Below are 14,938 nucleotides of genomic sequence, written 5' to 3' on the forward strand. Positions count from 1 at the left end.
TCTTCTACCAGGCGGGCAAGGGGCGCTAACTGCGCTCATTTCGTTATGCCAGGTGGAAATTGCCGTGATTCAGGCGGTCACGCCCCGTCGTTGGCCAGAGTTCGCTTTCGGTTCAGTCACGTTCCGCGCATCGTTGTTTTCCCGCGCTCCTGCGTTACGCCAGCGAACTCGCCAGAGCGCGCAGAGTCTGGGCCGGATCGTCTTCGATGGGCGAACCGTGCGACACGAGAATGCGCTTGAGCGACTCAATGTCTGCCCACTGCAGAAGCTGAGCGCGCAGCGCCTCTTTATCCGCGATCAGAACCAGCTTCACCGGCTTCGGAATATGCGGCTCGTTCCCCGCGAATCCCATCATGCGCAGCAACCAGCCACCGAAACCGGATTCATGGCGGATGTTGCCGACCAGATCGTTCAGAACCAGCGTCGTGCCGTTGGGCGTGCGTATGACGAGCGCCGCCTCATGCCCACGCGTTCCAGGCACGGTCACGAACTGCACGTTCGGATCGCCGAAGCTGGGGGCCGTCGTGTCGACGTGCACCGCTTCTTCCACCTTGGTTCGCGAGCCTTCGGGCGCAACGACCTGCATAGACGGGTAACGCTCTTTCCAGATTTTTGCGTCTAGCCGATGATGGTCGTTGGGCACCACCAGAAAGGCAGGGCGCCCGTAATCTTCGAGCGCTTGCATCTCGATCTCATCGAGCGCGATTGCGCTGAATATGACCAGTCGCGAGTCGTTCAGACGCGCCACGGTCATGCGTCGCGGGAGGTCGGTGAGCGGCATATGGAGTTCGCCGGTCACCGTGAGGATGTTTTCGTCGACTTCCGTGAGCTTGCCGTGCGGCAAGACTTTCCACTGCTGAAAAGGCTTGGTCATCGTTGAGCTCCCTGATTTGGGCCGGTCACTGTAAATATGCAGTGTGCGCGCAAATAGAGGACCGTCAAGCGGTTGATTTGAATGACGCGAGCGCCCCTCGCGTACATCGCAGTCAAGTTCCAGGCCGAACGTACTCTGTATCAACATCGTCACCCTTGCAGCCCACCGCGACGAACCGGGAGCGGCCGCGATGGAGTGACCAGCCGTTCGAAGCGACTCCCCCAGCCTGGTCAGGACGGCACACTCTTCGGCCCTGATAGGGCGACTGGAACTATTCGGAAATTCCTTTCGTCGCCACGCTGCAAGTGCGATGTACACTTTCCTGCAGGGGCATTCCACGGTCTCAGGGCCGGGTTGATCACGCAGGATCATCATGAAAAGAATCTACGGGTACAAGGGCTTTGAGGTCACCGTGGAACTAGAACCGGTGTGGGAGACCACCGGCAGCGTGACGCTGTTGCCTCCGCGTGGCTTCGTTGCCGTCGTGCAAATCAGAACGATGGGCGCGGTGGGCGGTACGCGCCCCGTGGTCGCGCCGATCCGCCTCGGGGCGACCATCCATCAACCGTTCCCGACGCAAGCCGAGGCACTCATGGCGGGCTATAGCGCCGGGCAGCGCGTGGTGGACGACAGGTTCGCGCGATGACAACAGCTTCGTTACTGTATAGCTCTGATGATTGGATCGTCCCTGCGCCGGCCGTTTGTAGCGCTGGAATTATCAGTACGCCGCCGTCAAGGCCATTGGAAGGCCCGAGCAGATACTGAAGAATTTCTGAACAAAAAAAAGCCGCAGACATCGCTGCGGCCCGAACACACACGCCGCGCCTTGGGGCGCTGACGTTGGTTCCATCCTACACATCCGCGTTTCTGAAGCAATCGGGTGTCTTGTCTGAATATTGTCGAGCCCTCGCATTCCCGCGTCTACCGTGGGCGGGTTTGCGTCGTCGCTCACGCGGGCGTTGCGCAATGGCCACAGGGACCGTCGTCCGGCATCAGGATCAAGATATCCGGACTTTCATCTGGCCGGGGCTTTCGCCGGTCTATGGTTTTGCCGGCTCGATGCATGAGCCTCGGTAATGACGAGGTTATCATCGCGCGCGTCGATCCACTCAATCGCCCATTGCCGAGCGGCCTCGATTGCCTCGTCTTCGGTTTCGAACCAGGCAAGATTGCGCTCGACATGCATTTCAGTGTCCACATCGTCGTCAGGTGACGCCCGGATGATCCGCGCATGCGCGAAGAACTGACCAAGCGAAAAATCCGGGGTTGCGTCGATGACCCAGCCGCCGTACTCGTACTTCATGTTGCCTCCGATACCTGGCTAATCGAGATTCGAACAGACAAAGCATGGATTGATCAGGCTGTATTCGCTAAACCTCCAGAGGTGAATTGCCGACTTCGGGGCCGGCTGTTCGGACAGCACGCTGCCCGTCGACTCCGCGACGCCATGTTGTTGGAGATCATTCGCGGTCGAACTGGCCGGGCGGAGCAGGGACCGGCGTTGTGCACAAGGCTATTCCTGAGACTTGTCAGCGGTGCCTCCGGTTCTGGAAAAGACGCCGCGTTCGCAAAAAAATCAGGCCGGGCGGCGTCAAGCTAAACGCGCAGGTGGCTCAATTGTCGTCCGACCTGCTCGGTAGATGCTCGTGCGGCGCCGGCTCCGCTTCCGCGGCGTCAGGAACATCGACCGTAGTGCCTGGCGCAGGTTTAGGCCTCGACGACCGGGTGCCCGGCGTAACGCCGTGGACGGGGTGGTCCGGAATTCCTGGCCGGTGGATCGGTGGGGTGTTTGGGGTTGAGGGCATGATTTCCTCCTGCGCTGACGTGACCAGCAATAATCATCATACCTCTGTCGGAGAAGCAGAGCATTACCGCAGCGAAGCCAATATGCGCGTTGTAATAAATATTTCGCAATTTTGCGTTAATGATAACAATCGGCTTGGCGTCTATAAATACGATATTCACATATAAATCAGCCAATAGGTTCGCCGCGGATTGGTCTCGTTAAGTAAGTTAACTATTAAAACATTATTGCGGAATTTTATGGGTATAGGCCGCGCTGGCTGGGCTTCGCGGCGTGTCATGCTGGACTGCACAAGTAGTAGTTGCCGTCAAATATAAAAAGAAAACCGAGAGGCGTAAAAAAGGCATTTCAGATATTGCGTTCAAAAATTGAGCGGTTATGATGGCGTCTCCGTGATTCGATTTCTCGCATGATTGCTTCACGGAGGGGGCGGCAGAAATATTTGCCGGCATGCGCGCAGGAGAGGTAATTAATGCTCTCCGCGCAGAGAGACTAAATCGAGGAGACGATATGTTGAGTCCCCATGAATTCGCTACCCTGATGCTCATCAAGGACGCGCCGGACCAGATCGAACTGGGCCGCGCCGAACTCAATACGTTGCTGGAGCGGCAACTCATATCTCTGGAAAACTTTGCCTCAGGACGCCCGCGCGCTCATATCACGAGCGACGGCGATTCCATCCTCAAGGCCGTCGCCCGGATGCGCTAGACATCCTCGGGCGCGCACGTCCAGCCAGCGCGCCGAAGACATAGTCATGAACGAAACGTCTCAGTTGCGGGTTAGTTTGTAGTGCCTGTTGATGTAACGAACGTCGAAGTTCTCGCGACGCATTCTGCCTGACAGGCGTCCTTGCGCTTTGATCTATCCACCATCGCGATCCGTCGCAACACTCTCGTCCGAGCGGGGGTTTCGTGCACCGGACCGAATCTTGAGGAATTCAACCATGGCTCTATCGAGTCCCGAGCAAGCCGCTGCCGTGAAGGCCAGCCTCGACGCATTTTTCGGGTTGACCGGGAAGATCTTTGAAGGCGCCGAAAAACTGGCCGCGCTGAACCTGCAGGTCTTCAGGTCCACGCTCACCGAGGCGCAGGAAAATATGACGAAGGCGTCCGGCACGCCGGACCCGCTGCAATGGTTCTCGCTGCAAGCAGGTTTCACTGCGCCTTTCGCGGAAAAAACGCTGTCATACGGCCGGCAGGTGTTCGACATCGCATCGACTACGCAGGCTGAGGTCACCCAATTCACACAGACGCAATACGAGCGATATAACGCACGCGTGCAGGCATTCGTCGAAGAAGCGGCGAAGAACGGGCCGGCAGGTTCCGAAGCAGCGATCGCTGCATGGAAATCCGCGATCGGCGCCAGCACGACCCTGTACGAAACGCTGCAGAAGACGGGGCAACAGGCCGTGCAGGTCGCAGGGAGTAATTTCGATGCAGTCACCGCCACGGCGTCAAAGGCCGCGCGACGCAGTGCCGAGCAGGCTACCGTAGCCGCTGGCGCGAAAGGATAAGGCCGAGGCGGGAAGCGATGCCCGCGTCGCCGTTCCCAATCCATAGGAAGGAATACTTAGGAGCGGCGGAACGCTGCTCCAACACATCCAGTTCTTGACTGAATGCAGTGTTGCTCCAGATGTCTACGAGACCGATTTTTTGCGAGGACGATTCGATGGCAAAGCAGATCGCGGTGGTGACGGGTGGAATGGGCGGACTTGGCGAGGCGATCAGCATCAAGCTGCACGATGCCGGATATGCGGTCGTGGTCACGTGTTCGCCGGCCAACACTGGTGCAAACGAGTGGCTCGCACGGATGGAAGAGCAGGGAAGACAGTTCCGCGCGTACGCGGTCGACGTCGCCGACTACGACTCGTGTGAAAGGTGCGCGGCGCAAATCAAAGCCGAAGTCGGGCCGGTCGACATTCTCATCAACAACGCCGGCATTACGCGCGACGCGAGCTTCAAAAAGCTGGACAAGGTCAATTGGGACGCGGTAATCCGAACCAATCTCGATTCGGTGTTCAACATGACGAAGCCGGTGTGCGACAGCATGGTCGAGCGCGGCTGGGGCCGCATCATCAATGTGTCGTCGATCATCGGCTCCAAGGGCGGCTTCGGTCAGACCAACTATGCGGCGGCGAAGGCCGGCATGCATGGCTTCACGAAATCCCTGGCGCTCGAGGTGGCGAAGAAAGGCGTCACTGTCAACACTATCTCGCCCGGCTACATCGCGACGAAGATGGTGATGGCGGTACCCGAGGACATCCGCGAGACGAAGATAATTCCCCAGATTCCGGTCGGCCGGCTCGGACATCCGGACGAAGTCGCCGCGCTCGTGGTGTACCTGTGCTCGCGCGAGGCGGGTTTCCTGACGGGAGCCAATATTGCAATCAACGGCGGGCAACACCTGCAATGAAGCGGACAGGTCAGCAACGGGGGTTCCCATGAGCGAAGCAGTAGCAATCGTCGTAGGTTCATTCGTGATGGCGACGGCAGCCGTGTTCGTCGCCGCTCACTATCATCTGGAGCAAATGCGTCGAAAAAGACTCAGACAGATGGGGCATCATCCCTACTGGCGGGACTGGAGCAACGCCCGCCATTGAGCCTCTACGCTCGCAGGCGCAGTCGCCGCGCCCGGATTCTGCTGGTCCTCCCGGCCAGCAGAACTCCCTACGCCAGGGCATTTAATGCCAGCTTGCCTTGGTAAAGCGACACGCCTGCGGCTCATCCTTCCAATCGCACCATTCGGCCGGATGCGCCTCCCATAGCAGTTCACCGCCACGAATGTGGGCGTGGTACGCGTTCCGCTCGCATCTGACGGGCTTATCCAGCGTGACGCGGCGCACAGCGTGGCTGATTTTTTCGCTTGCCACAGGTTTCGCGCTCGCGACGGCGGCGCTCCGCGCGTGGCTCGCGAAAGCACATGATCTCCCGCCGGTCCTGGCCGCCTGCAGCGCAGTCGCGATTCTGCTATTCGTCTGTTCGCGCGGCATCCTCCTACATATCCACTAGCACGTTTACCAAGGTAGCCGAGCGTCGTGATCGCAGCGTGACGAGATACATGCGCAAGCGAGCTTGAGGCACGTCAGTTGCTGATTCCCAGGAGGGGAAGATCGCCCGCGCAACTTGCACGCGAGCCTCGAACGCCTGCGAAATCCACAACGCCGCAGATGACTGCCGGAGCGACGCGGGCGGCAACGAAAGAGAGAATCCTGAAGCAGAACTTAAGGGGGGCGCGGCGCATCGATGAATGAGCGATATCAATGAGCGATGTATGAGTCGACAAGCAAAGACCGGCCCGAATAATTTGCATCTACCATGGTTATGTAGGGTTAAGCAGCCCCCGGGACAGCGAGCCGCTATAGAACGAGGGGAGAATCACAGTGCACGAAGATCTGGCGGAGTCGCGCGACACAATGGTCGAGCGGCAACTGGTTGCACGCGGCATCGCCGAGCCGCGCATTCTCGACGCGATGCGGCGCGTGCCGCGCGAGGCATTTCTGAGTCCCGAACTGCGTGAATGGGCTTATGCGGACGCAGCCCTTCCGATCGAAGCCGGCCAGACCATCACGCAGCCGTTCATGGTCGCGCGCATGCTGCAGGCCGCGCGGCTCAAGCCGGGCGACCGTGTACTGGAGATCGGTACGGGTTCCGGCTACGCGGCGGCCGTGCTTGCGGAAATGGTTGCACACGTCGATACGGTCGAGCGTCATCCGCAACTGGCTGAGAGCGCCATGGAACGGCTCAACGCGCTCGGCTACGGCAACGTGAACGTCTATACGGCGGACGGCACACTCGGGCTGCCGGCGTGTGCGCCGTTCGATGCAATCGTCGCCACCGCGTCCGGCCCAAGCGTGCCGCCCGCGTGGCGCGCGCAACTCGAGATAGGCGGCCGGCTCGTGATGCCGGTGGGTCCGGATCCGGATCATCAACGGCTGATCCGGCTGACTCGCGACAGCAGCACGACATACCACGAGGAAAGGCTCGACCTTGTGCGTTTTGTACCGTTGATCGGTGCGCAGGGCTGGGGCGACATCGCAGAGCGATAAGGGCAGACACGGGGAAGACGCGGGGAGACGCGGACATCATTTGAGGCACGCGGGAACGGTTCACCTGATGCATCTGTCCGTGAGCAGGCCGCGACGGCCGCACAGGTCGAGGAGCCGCACGCACGATAGCGTGCGCGCCATGCGAGTGGAGATCACAATGGTCAGCACATTGACGAAGATTCTTCTCATCGTTGTCATTGCCGCTTCGTGTGGCGGATGCTCGCGCAAGGACGACAGCGGAATCGCTATTCCGGGTGGGCGCAACAGCAACGGCAACGGTGCATCATCGCCGAGGGCGGGCATGGAGTTCAGGAAGCTGGAGGTTCTAACGCCTGAGGCAATGCGCACGGACAAAAGTACGCGTCGAGCGCCCACGGCAGCGCGATCAGACGGCCCACCATCGTCGCGAGCGCATCCGGCGATACCGCGGCGAACGTAATGGTCATTTCTTCGTAGCAGTGACGGCGGTCTACGCGGATCCGAACATGGTCCGCCTGGGGTGCCTCGCAACCGAGCACCTGCCAGGCGGCAACGACCCTCAGGTTGCCTGCTTTTGCACGCACGGTGAGCCGGTAACGATCGTGCCGGACCGGTGTGCTGTCCTGAGCCGTCATCCCCCTCATGGCGGGATCGTCCGGTGACGTTTCGATTTGCTCGTCGGTCGATTGCATTCTGAACTCCGGATGGCCAGTCTTGCGTCGCAGGAGCCGGAGCCGATCGGCCGCTCGCAGCACGTCCGCTTCATGAGTATCGTTATAGTCCGTGCGATTATCGAACGTTAGGACAGCGGGTAAAAATTGACGGCGTTGTACGTATCGAGGCCCGCTCAGCCGGTCGCCAGTGCGGGGTGGCGTGTGCTTGCCAGGCTGCGGCTCCGTCACAGAGAAGGTAACTCGCCATTCTCGTTGGTTCAATCCCATAGTGGCTTATAGAAGAAACACGCGTACCGGCGATTTTTTCGCTGCATTGCAACTTCAGCAAGACACCGTATGCCGCGCGAAAACCGCATCTTCTCGACGCATCCGACGGCATGTTTATTGCGGCCTAGCGGAGGGCGCTCATTCAGGGCTGCTCTTGATGCCATCCAGCCAGACCCGTTGCTGCTGTCACGCGGCGCGCGCCAGTGGTCACGCGGCGACAGCGCGCCGTCGATGCCAGCCTTGGGGCGTGGGAATGCACGAACGCATCGCACGTTGCCACGCGTACATTCACGCGCACATCTATGGAGAAACGCAGCATGGACAACGATCTCGAAGCCCGCATTCGCACGCGGGCGTATCAACTCTGGGAAAACGACCCGTCGCCGGACGGCAGTGCGGAAAAGCACTGGGAGGAAGCGTGCCGGCAGATCGAAGCCGAGGGCAATGATACGCAGGGCAATCCCGAACCCAACGTCGATCAGTCGGCGGACCGCGAGCGGGGCGGCCGGCTCGCGCCAGAGGAGCAATTGCAGGACGTGCCTGGCCGCGATGCGGATGTGGATGCTGACGCTCGCAAACGACGGTAGCGTTGATGCCGCTCACGCGTCAAGAAGCTGACAGCGGACACTAGCGGCCCCGAATGTCGAGAATCGCCGGTCGGGTTTTTGGTCGTCAATGCGCTGCGCTCATGCGAGCTTTGACGTCCGCGGGGTCACCGTCGTTCGGCGTTTGACACAGCGACGCACTGACCTCCGCGCCGAAAAGAAAAACGACGGCGCAAAAATATAACCACATCATCAGCACAGCGAGCGAGCCGGCTGCGCCGAACGCGCCCGCCGTTCCGGCATGCGCAAGATACAAACCGAACAAGTGCCTGCCCACGGTGAACAGCAGCGCAGCGACGGCCCCGCCGATCAACGCCGAACGGAAGTTGACTCGCGTGTCAGGTAGCCATTTGATCAGTGCGCCAAGTCCGAAAGCGAGTATCACGAGGCTAAAAATCGACTGCGCGACATCGGCGACAACGCTAAGCGTCGAACTACCGAAAACAGCACTGCCGGCTGTCTGTATCGCGGCGTCGAGCACTAGCGAGACCACCAGCAGAAAGCTGAGTCCCATGAGCAGGCCAAGCGAGACGAGTCGCGCCCGTATCACCCATGCCAGACCGGCGAGTCCTTTAGGCGATTTCGCCGCAAAGACCACGTCGAGTGCCGTATTCAGGCAAGAAAACGTTGCCGAGGCTCCGACGAGAACCAGCACCACAGAAAACGCCGCCGCCACGCCACCACCGCTCGAATGATGCGCGTGCTCGACGACAGCCTGCATGGCTGCGGCGGCATCGTTGCCCAATAGCTGCCTGATCTGGCCGAAGAACTGCCCTTGCGCGATGTCGCGGCCGACGAACCAGCCTGTGATCGCGAAGACGATCAGTAAAGTCGGCGCCAGCGAAAACGCAGAGTAAAAACCGATGCTCGCGCCCATCATCGCGCATCGGTCCGACGAAAACCGTTCTACGGCGTCCCTCACGACGGTCACCGCATTGCCTGACCGTCCGGATCGGGAGCCCACTTGGCGTCGCTGGTTTTCCATGCTGTTCTCCCGTCCGCTCGTTGTCTCTAGTGTGTCGAGTGGCGAGCAATTTCCAGGCCGCCGGGACGCGAGGCGCTCTGTCTTCGTCGAGGCGCCGCGCACCATGACAGCGATGAACAAGGCGTTCGCTATGGACGGTTCAATGCAATTCGAGCCACATCGGCTGATGATCCGACGACTGGCTGTGCGGGTCCACCTCACAGGCCGCAATCCGCGCTGTCAGATCGTCCGTCACAAAGATGAAGTCGCAGGCGAATGGACCATCCGGCCACTGCTCGTGATCGTATAGCCCCACGGTCGGGGCTCGCGGCGCGCGAGGGTGCGCGCTGGCCCACGCATCGACAAAGCGCGGGGCATCGGCAATGGGTTCAAGCATCCGGCAATATGCGCTGCTTTCGTACGCACTGTTAAAGTCGCCACAGACAATCGCGCTCACAGGCCGCGCCGTGTCGGAAAACGGGCTGTCGATTTTTTCCGCCTTCGCGGGCGCTCGCGCGTGGTCGCATGCTTCCCTGTGCAGTTCCCGCAACCTGGCGAGTTGCGCGAGGCGCTGCGTCTCCGAATAAAACTCGAGATGCGTGGAGACCACCCGTATCGCGCCGATATCGGTTTCGAGCACGGCTTCGAGCGCCACCCTCATCATCGACGGTTTGGCGGGATCCGCAGGCCAGGGCAGGGAGTGGCGCAGCACCTGCCTGACGGGTAGCCGCGTCACGATCGCATTGCCGAACTGACGCCGATGGCGGCTCGCCCCGAGCGCCGGGAGATCCGAGCCCACTGCGTCGAGTACCGTGAATGCCGGAAGCAACGCGGCCAGTTCGGCGAATTGATCGGCGGATGGCCCGCCGGCCAAACCGCCCGACGCCGGATCCTCATGAAAACCGCGCGTGACTTCCTGCATGCACATGACGTCGAAATCGGACAGCGCGCGCGCTTCGTGCACGATTCGTGTGAGGTCGACGCGGCCGTCCACGCCGCGTCCCCACTGAACATTCCAGTCGATGAGTTTCATGATGCTTGCTTATCCACCTCGCTCATTCAGGTTAACCGGCACAAGGGATTGAGATGAGCCACTACAACGGCGAAAAGCAGCGTGCGCGCCGGACATCGCCTTTCGAACCTCGCGCGCGCCACGGCCATCCGACGACACCGGCGCGCCGTGTCGAGCGCGATGGCTCAGTCCGCGGGACCCAGATAGCCCGGCAGTCCCAGCGCCGCCTTGCTCTTTGCCAGCCTGAGCCCTTCGTCCAGTAGCGCTGCGAACTTCTTGTCGCTGTCTGGCCGCGGCAGATTCGAGCGAAAGAAATCGGCCCATCGGAATTCTTCCAGAGGGACACTGGTTTTTTCGTAGCCGCCGGCATCGCGGACCGCTGCCGCGAGACTGCGATACTCGTCATCCGGCAGAGCCCAGATGTGTTCCGGCAAATCGGAAAACGGCCGGCGTCGGCCTTCAGCGTCATACGGGAAAGTCCACCGTTCGTTTTCCATGCTCAGCCAGAAAGCAGCCGGCGAGTAAGTCGACAGATCCCTGACCAGGACGATCGGCACAGACTTGATGCCCACATGCCAGAGCGCGGCGGCCACGTGATGATGATCGATCGCAAACGGCGCGCCGTTCGGTCCGTAGACGACGGGTATCGGTTTCTCAGCGATGGCCATCTCCAGATCGTGCCCGCTCAGCGCTTCGTATTGTTTGATTTTTTCGCGCACTTCCCGCGCGCCGTGTGTCAGTTGGGTGGGACGCAGCTGGTCGATTTTTAGTGTAGTCATGCCTGTCTCCTATCCGCGAACATCGTTACCGCGTCGAGCGTTACCGCGTCGAACGCGGATGCGGCGCCCGCGAATCATGCCGTTCGCGCGATGCCTGATCTGATCCCTGCCGCAAGATGCGTGCCGTCGGAGGCAAGGCCGGCGTGTGGCGACGAGCCGGACCTGGAGCGGCGCAATCGCGGTGGACTGTCACGGCCGGCCCGGCGCTCCCGAGGCGTCGACAGCGGGGAAGATCAGGCTCACCCGGGCCTGCGTCTTGCGTCGAGTCAAGCCATAACGGCACGTAATCAGTTAGCAGGCGTTGCATCCTCCGACACGCCGCGCAACGTTTTGCGGCGCACCGAAACCGACCATGGCCGACGACAAACTCAAGCGCCGAACGCGCGGCAGCACGCAGTCCGATCCGGATGTCGAACGCGACCAGCAACCGGCGACGTTGGACGAATGCCGCCGCTGCGCGCTGTGGTGCAATGCGACACAGCCGGTGCCCGGCGAAGGGCCGAAGCACGCGGCCATCATGTTGATCGGCGAGCAGCCGGGGGATGCTGAAGACTTGCAGGGCAGACCGTTCGTCGGACCGGCGGGAGCACTGCTCGACAAAGCGCTCGACGAAGCCGGGCTGGAACGCAAGGAAGTCTATGTCACGAACGCCGTCAAACATTTCAAGTGGACGCCGCGTGGCAAGCGTCGCATGCACAAGACGCCGGGACAGCGAGAGATCGAAGCATGCGGATACTGGCTTGAACAGGAACTCCGGACCACAGGGGCGCACGTGATCGTTGCGTTAGGCGCCACCGCGCTAAAGGCGGTACTGGACGATTCGCACGCCCGGTTGCAGGACGCGCTCTGCAAAACGATCGAACACGACGAGCGGACGGTGGTTGCGACCTATCATCCGTCGTTCGCATTGCGCGCGCCCGATCCCGCGACGCGGCAACGCGTGTATGACACGATTGTCGCGGCCCTTCAGGCCGCGCACGAGTTGAGCCGTCAGCGCAAACTGTCCAACTGATGCGGTGTTCCGCGCTGGAAGGCGTCTTGCCGTTATGCCGCCGAATGCGCTGCTTGCAGGCCAAGTCGTTGCATCAGCCGCTGCGCGTCGAAGGGCGCGTGTGTTTTGGCATCGTTGTCGAAATAGCAGTAGACGTCCCGTCGCGCCCGCGCGGGTGGATGAAGATGCGGCGCGATCAGCCGCGCGTGGGTGGGCTGCGAACCGCGGCGCCATGCGTCGATCCGGGCGGCCCAGTCGTCCAGAGCGTCGTCAGCGTAGGCGCCGGCGTACCGCGATTCGGTGCCATGCATCCGAATGTAGACGAAGTCAGCGGTAAGGTCTTCGGCCAGCGGCCACGGTTCGGTGGAATCGGAAACTACCAGTGCGACTTCGTATTGCCTGAGCATCTCGACGAAGGCGGGGTCCAGAAAACTGGCGTGGCGTATTTCGACGGCATGGCGCAGTGTCCGCTTGCGGTCCACCGAGGCATATGGCGTCTTGACACGCTCATCGTGTTGCGTTGCCAAAGAGAGCGCGGCCGCGGTGTCGCGGGGCAGAAAACGTAAAAAGCGTTCCATCGCCGCGGGCTCGAAGCCAAACGAGGGCGGGAACTGCCACAGTATGGGTCCCAGTTTTTCGTTCAGGGCAAGCAGCCCCTGCGCGAAAAAGTTGGCGCTGGCAACTCGCGCGCTGTCGTCGCGGAAACGCAATAGATGGGTCAGATATCGCGCGCCTTTCACACTGAAGACAAAGTCGGCAGGGGTCTCGGCGTACCAATGCCGCCAACTGTCGAGCGACTGAAGGCTGTAATGCGTACCATTGATCTCGATGGTCTGAAAAAGCGAGGACGCAAACTGCAATTCGGCGGCCTGTCGCAGCCCATGGGGATAGAAACTATCTCTCCATCCCTTGTAGCGCCAACCAGAAATGCCGATGCGTACGTCGCCAACCTGTTTCATGGATATTCGCGCGATTGCATGCGTAGACTGAATTCAGATGAAGTCAGCAACGCCTGTTCCCATGAGCGCCGGGACACGATGATGGCGTCGGTAGTGGATTGGGCTTCAGCGCCGAATGCCGGTCGGCAGTCGTGATAGGCTGGCGCTGGTCCACGAGGTATGGGCCGTGTGACTGCCCGGCGATAAGCAGCGGGACCATCAAGGAGTAAGAACTCGTGCCGAAAGCGTCTCCATCAACTCCGTTTGGAATTTTCGAGCGGGTGGTCGTCAGCCTCTATGACGGCGGCGTCCTGTCGCCGGCGGTGCTCGAGCGGATCATTGGCGCGTTCGCGCAAGCGGACGTCGACTGGCATGGCACCTCCGCGAGCCGTTCCGTCGATGGCCGCTCGCTGCATGAAATCGTCGTACAGACGATGTTGCCAGGCGATGACCTGCAGTCGGCTTCAACTTCGTTCATCACGGTGGTCGAACACATCGCCGGCGCCGCGCTGTCAGCTAGCGCTGTAAGTGAAACTGCCAAAGAGGCTGAACCGCGACGCGGCAGAAGCAGAAAAACGGCCGGCGCCGACGAAGACACGGGTACGGATGAACTGCTTGCGCAGTTGTCCGGCAGTGCGCAACCGGGCAAGCGCCGCCGCTCGAACAAAGTCGCTACGCCGGCCAGTTCGGGCAGCTTCAATCCGTTTCTGAATGCAGCGCTGCCGCGTGCGAGGAAGTCGTGACAGCCGCTCGGGCTAAGAGGTGGCGCGACACGGCGTGGAGATCTGCCGGCGCGCCAGTGTCGGGGGAGTACGGACAGTGCTTGATAAGTTTCGCCGCTGCGGGAGCGGCTGACTCAGAAGTGTGACGCAGACATCACAGCCGATCGTCGGGCCATCTCATGCGCATGTGCATGCTGTGTCGTAAGGGCAATGCCGGGCGTTCGAGCGTTGCGCCTTCGGGTCAATATCTCGCTGGCGGCAATCCGTTCGGGCCGCGTTTGTGCTTTCAACCTAAGAGGAAGTCTGTGCATGGACGACGACGTACGTGCCTTTAACGGGCTGCGCCCGCGACTGCAGAAGATTGCGTATCGAATGCTGGGATCGGTTGCCGAGGCCGAAGATATCGTGCAGGACGTTTGGCTGCGTTGGCATGCGACAGCCCGTGAAGCCATCGATAACGCCGAGGCGTGGCTGGTCGCGGTCACGACGCGGATGTCCATCGACCGTCTGCGCGCGGCGAAGATTCAACGCGAACACTACGCGGGCATCTGGTTGCCCGAACCGCAGATGACGGACTTCCCGGCTACGCCGGAGGAGGCCACGGAGCGCGCCGACGACGTCTCCGTGGCTTTTCTGATGCTGCTCGAACGGCTGACGCCGGAAGCACGCGCGGCGTTCCTGCTGCGCGAAGTATTCGACGCCAACTATGACGAAGTCGCACAAGCCATCGGCAAGACGGAGGCGGCGTGCCGTCAGTTGGTGAGCCGTGCAAAAACGCAGCTGCGCGACGAACGTCCACGTCATGTGGTACCGCGCGAGACGCATCTGCGCCTGCTGCGAACCTTCGCGCACGCGCTGGAGCGCGCCGATTTCCCCGCGATCAACGCATTGCTGGCCGAAGACGCGATGCTGATCGGCGACGGTGGCGGCAAAGTGCAGAGCTTCCCGAAACCGATGGCGGGCGGCCGGCGCATCGCGCAGCTTTTCTACGCATCGTCGCGGCGTTATGGCAGCGGCCTGAGCGTCAAGCTCGTGGCGCTCAACGGTCAATGGGCGCTGTTGCGCTTTATCGAAGGCAAACTCGAATCGGCACAGTCGTTCGAAACGGATGGCGAGCGCATCGTTCGGATCCATGTGCAGCGCAACCCTGACAAGCTCGCCCGCATCGCGGCGGCATATGCCGACGACTGAACGCCGATCTCTCGCCGGCTGTGGATTCTGTCTGGACATGCACGTAAAGGACGCGCGAATGCGCGGCGAGCGCGCGCCGCATCATTCAGGGAC

The 14,938-nt window shown here is 61.1% G+C and carries 18 protein-coding genes; 10 read left to right on the top strand and 8 right to left on the bottom strand.

Annotated features, from left to right (window positions below; all coding sequences use genetic code 11):
• Positions 1 to 154 precede the first annotated feature (154 nt).
• The gene (locus RI103_RS08210) at positions 155 to 874 is read right to left on the bottom strand and encodes a hypothetical protein (protein WP_310814844.1); all 720 of its coding nucleotides are present in this window, start codon (positions 872 to 874) and stop codon (positions 155 to 157) included.
• A gap of 373 nt (positions 875 to 1,247) precedes the next feature.
• Here RI103_RS08210 and RI103_RS08215 point away from each other — a divergent pair, with 373 nt between their 5' ends.
• Positions 1,248 to 1,520 (top strand): hypothetical protein, encoded by a 273-nt coding sequence (locus RI103_RS08215; RefSeq protein WP_310814845.1) that lies wholly within the window; start codon positions 1,248 to 1,250, stop codon positions 1,518 to 1,520.
• 369 nt (positions 1,521 to 1,889) lie between these two features.
• Here the strand turns inward: RI103_RS08215 and RI103_RS08220 are convergent, their stop codons facing one another.
• On the bottom strand, positions 1,890 to 2,177 hold the full coding sequence (locus RI103_RS08220; protein WP_310814846.1) for a hypothetical protein: 288 nt from the start codon (positions 2,175 to 2,177) through the stop codon (positions 1,890 to 1,892).
• 404 nt (positions 2,178 to 2,581) lie between these two features.
• Positions 2,582 to 2,854 (bottom strand): hypothetical protein, encoded by a 273-nt coding sequence (locus RI103_RS08225; protein WP_310814847.1) that lies wholly within the window; start codon positions 2,852 to 2,854, stop codon positions 2,582 to 2,584.
• Between the two features lie 334 nt (positions 2,855 to 3,188).
• Between RI103_RS08225 and RI103_RS08230 the strand changes: the two genes are divergently transcribed.
• From RI103_RS08230 to RI103_RS08250, 5 genes are all read left to right on the top strand, one after another.
• Positions 3,189 to 3,386: a hypothetical protein gene (locus RI103_RS08230; RefSeq protein ID WP_310814848.1), complete on the top strand. Its 198-nt coding sequence runs from the start codon at positions 3,189 to 3,191 to the stop codon at positions 3,384 to 3,386.
• A 235-nt stretch (positions 3,387 to 3,621) separates the two neighbouring features.
• Complete coding sequence (gene phaP, locus RI103_RS08235; protein WP_310814849.1) at positions 3,622 to 4,191, top strand: TIGR01841 family phasin; 570 nt, start codon at positions 3,622 to 3,624, stop codon at positions 4,189 to 4,191.
• A gap of 155 nt (positions 4,192 to 4,346) precedes the next feature.
• A complete protein-coding gene (gene phbB, locus RI103_RS08240) occupies positions 4,347 to 5,090 on the top strand; it encodes an acetoacetyl-CoA reductase (RefSeq protein WP_310814850.1) in 744 nt (247 codons plus the stop codon).
• 28 nt (positions 5,091 to 5,118) lie between these two features.
• On the top strand, positions 5,119 to 5,277 hold the full coding sequence (locus RI103_RS08245; RefSeq protein ID WP_310814851.1) for a hypothetical protein: 159 nt from the start codon (positions 5,119 to 5,121) through the stop codon (positions 5,275 to 5,277).
• Between the two features lie 780 nt (positions 5,278 to 6,057).
• Positions 6,058 to 6,723 (top strand): protein-L-isoaspartate(D-aspartate) O-methyltransferase, encoded by a 666-nt coding sequence (locus tag RI103_RS08250; protein ID WP_310814852.1) that lies wholly within the window; start codon positions 6,058 to 6,060, stop codon positions 6,721 to 6,723.
• A 308-nt stretch (positions 6,724 to 7,031) separates the two neighbouring features.
• Here the strand turns inward: RI103_RS08250 and RI103_RS08255 are convergent, their stop codons facing one another.
• Complete coding sequence (locus RI103_RS08255; RefSeq protein ID WP_310814853.1) at positions 7,032 to 7,394, bottom strand: hypothetical protein; 363 nt, start codon at positions 7,392 to 7,394, stop codon at positions 7,032 to 7,034.
• 566 nt (positions 7,395 to 7,960) lie between these two features.
• Here RI103_RS08255 and RI103_RS08260 point away from each other — a divergent pair.
• Positions 7,961 to 8,230 (top strand): DUF2934 domain-containing protein, encoded by a 270-nt coding sequence (locus RI103_RS08260; RefSeq protein WP_310814854.1) that lies wholly within the window; start codon positions 7,961 to 7,963, stop codon positions 8,228 to 8,230.
• An 85-nt stretch (positions 8,231 to 8,315) separates the two neighbouring features.
• On the opposite strand, the gene RI103_RS08265 is transcribed toward RI103_RS08260, so the two are convergent.
• From RI103_RS08265 to RI103_RS08275, 3 genes are all read right to left on the bottom strand, one after another.
• Positions 8,316 to 9,233, bottom strand: coding sequence for a YihY/virulence factor BrkB family protein (locus tag RI103_RS08265; RefSeq protein WP_310814855.1), 918 nt, complete (start codon positions 9,231 to 9,233; stop codon positions 8,316 to 8,318).
• Between the two features lie 139 nt (positions 9,234 to 9,372).
• Complete coding sequence (locus RI103_RS08270; protein ID WP_310814856.1) at positions 9,373 to 10,245, bottom strand: endonuclease/exonuclease/phosphatase family protein; 873 nt, start codon at positions 10,243 to 10,245, stop codon at positions 9,373 to 9,375.
• Between the two features lie 164 nt (positions 10,246 to 10,409).
• A complete protein-coding gene (locus RI103_RS08275) occupies positions 10,410 to 11,003 on the bottom strand; it encodes a ParB/Srx family N-terminal domain-containing protein (protein ID WP_310814857.1) in 594 nt (197 codons plus the stop codon).
• 352 nt (positions 11,004 to 11,355) lie between these two features.
• Between RI103_RS08275 and RI103_RS08280 the strand changes: the two genes are divergently transcribed.
• Positions 11,356 to 12,015: a UdgX family uracil-DNA binding protein gene (locus RI103_RS08280; protein ID WP_310814858.1), complete on the top strand. Its 660-nt coding sequence runs from the start codon at positions 11,356 to 11,358 to the stop codon at positions 12,013 to 12,015.
• Positions 12,016 to 12,047: 32 nt separating this feature from the next.
• Here the strand turns inward: RI103_RS08280 and RI103_RS08285 are convergent, their stop codons facing one another.
• Complete coding sequence (locus tag RI103_RS08285; protein WP_310814859.1) at positions 12,048 to 12,953, bottom strand: DUF72 domain-containing protein; 906 nt, start codon at positions 12,951 to 12,953, stop codon at positions 12,048 to 12,050.
• A 215-nt stretch (positions 12,954 to 13,168) separates the two neighbouring features.
• On the opposite strand from RI103_RS08285, the gene RI103_RS08290 reads away from it, so the two are divergent.
• Together RI103_RS08290 and RI103_RS08295 are read left to right on the top strand one after the other, a co-directional pair.
• Positions 13,169 to 13,675, top strand: a complete 507-nt coding sequence (locus RI103_RS08290) for a hypothetical protein (RefSeq protein ID WP_310814860.1) — start codon at positions 13,169 to 13,171, stop codon at positions 13,673 to 13,675.
• A gap of 288 nt (positions 13,676 to 13,963) precedes the next feature.
• Positions 13,964 to 14,845 (top strand): RNA polymerase sigma-70 factor, encoded by an 882-nt coding sequence (locus tag RI103_RS08295; RefSeq protein ID WP_310814861.1) that lies wholly within the window; start codon positions 13,964 to 13,966, stop codon positions 14,843 to 14,845.
• Positions 14,846 to 14,938 lie beyond the last annotated feature (93 nt).

This window comes from Paraburkholderia sp. FT54, assembly GCF_031585635.1.
In the GTDB taxonomy this organism is placed as follows: Bacteria; Pseudomonadota; Gammaproteobacteria; order Burkholderiales; family Burkholderiaceae; genus Paraburkholderia.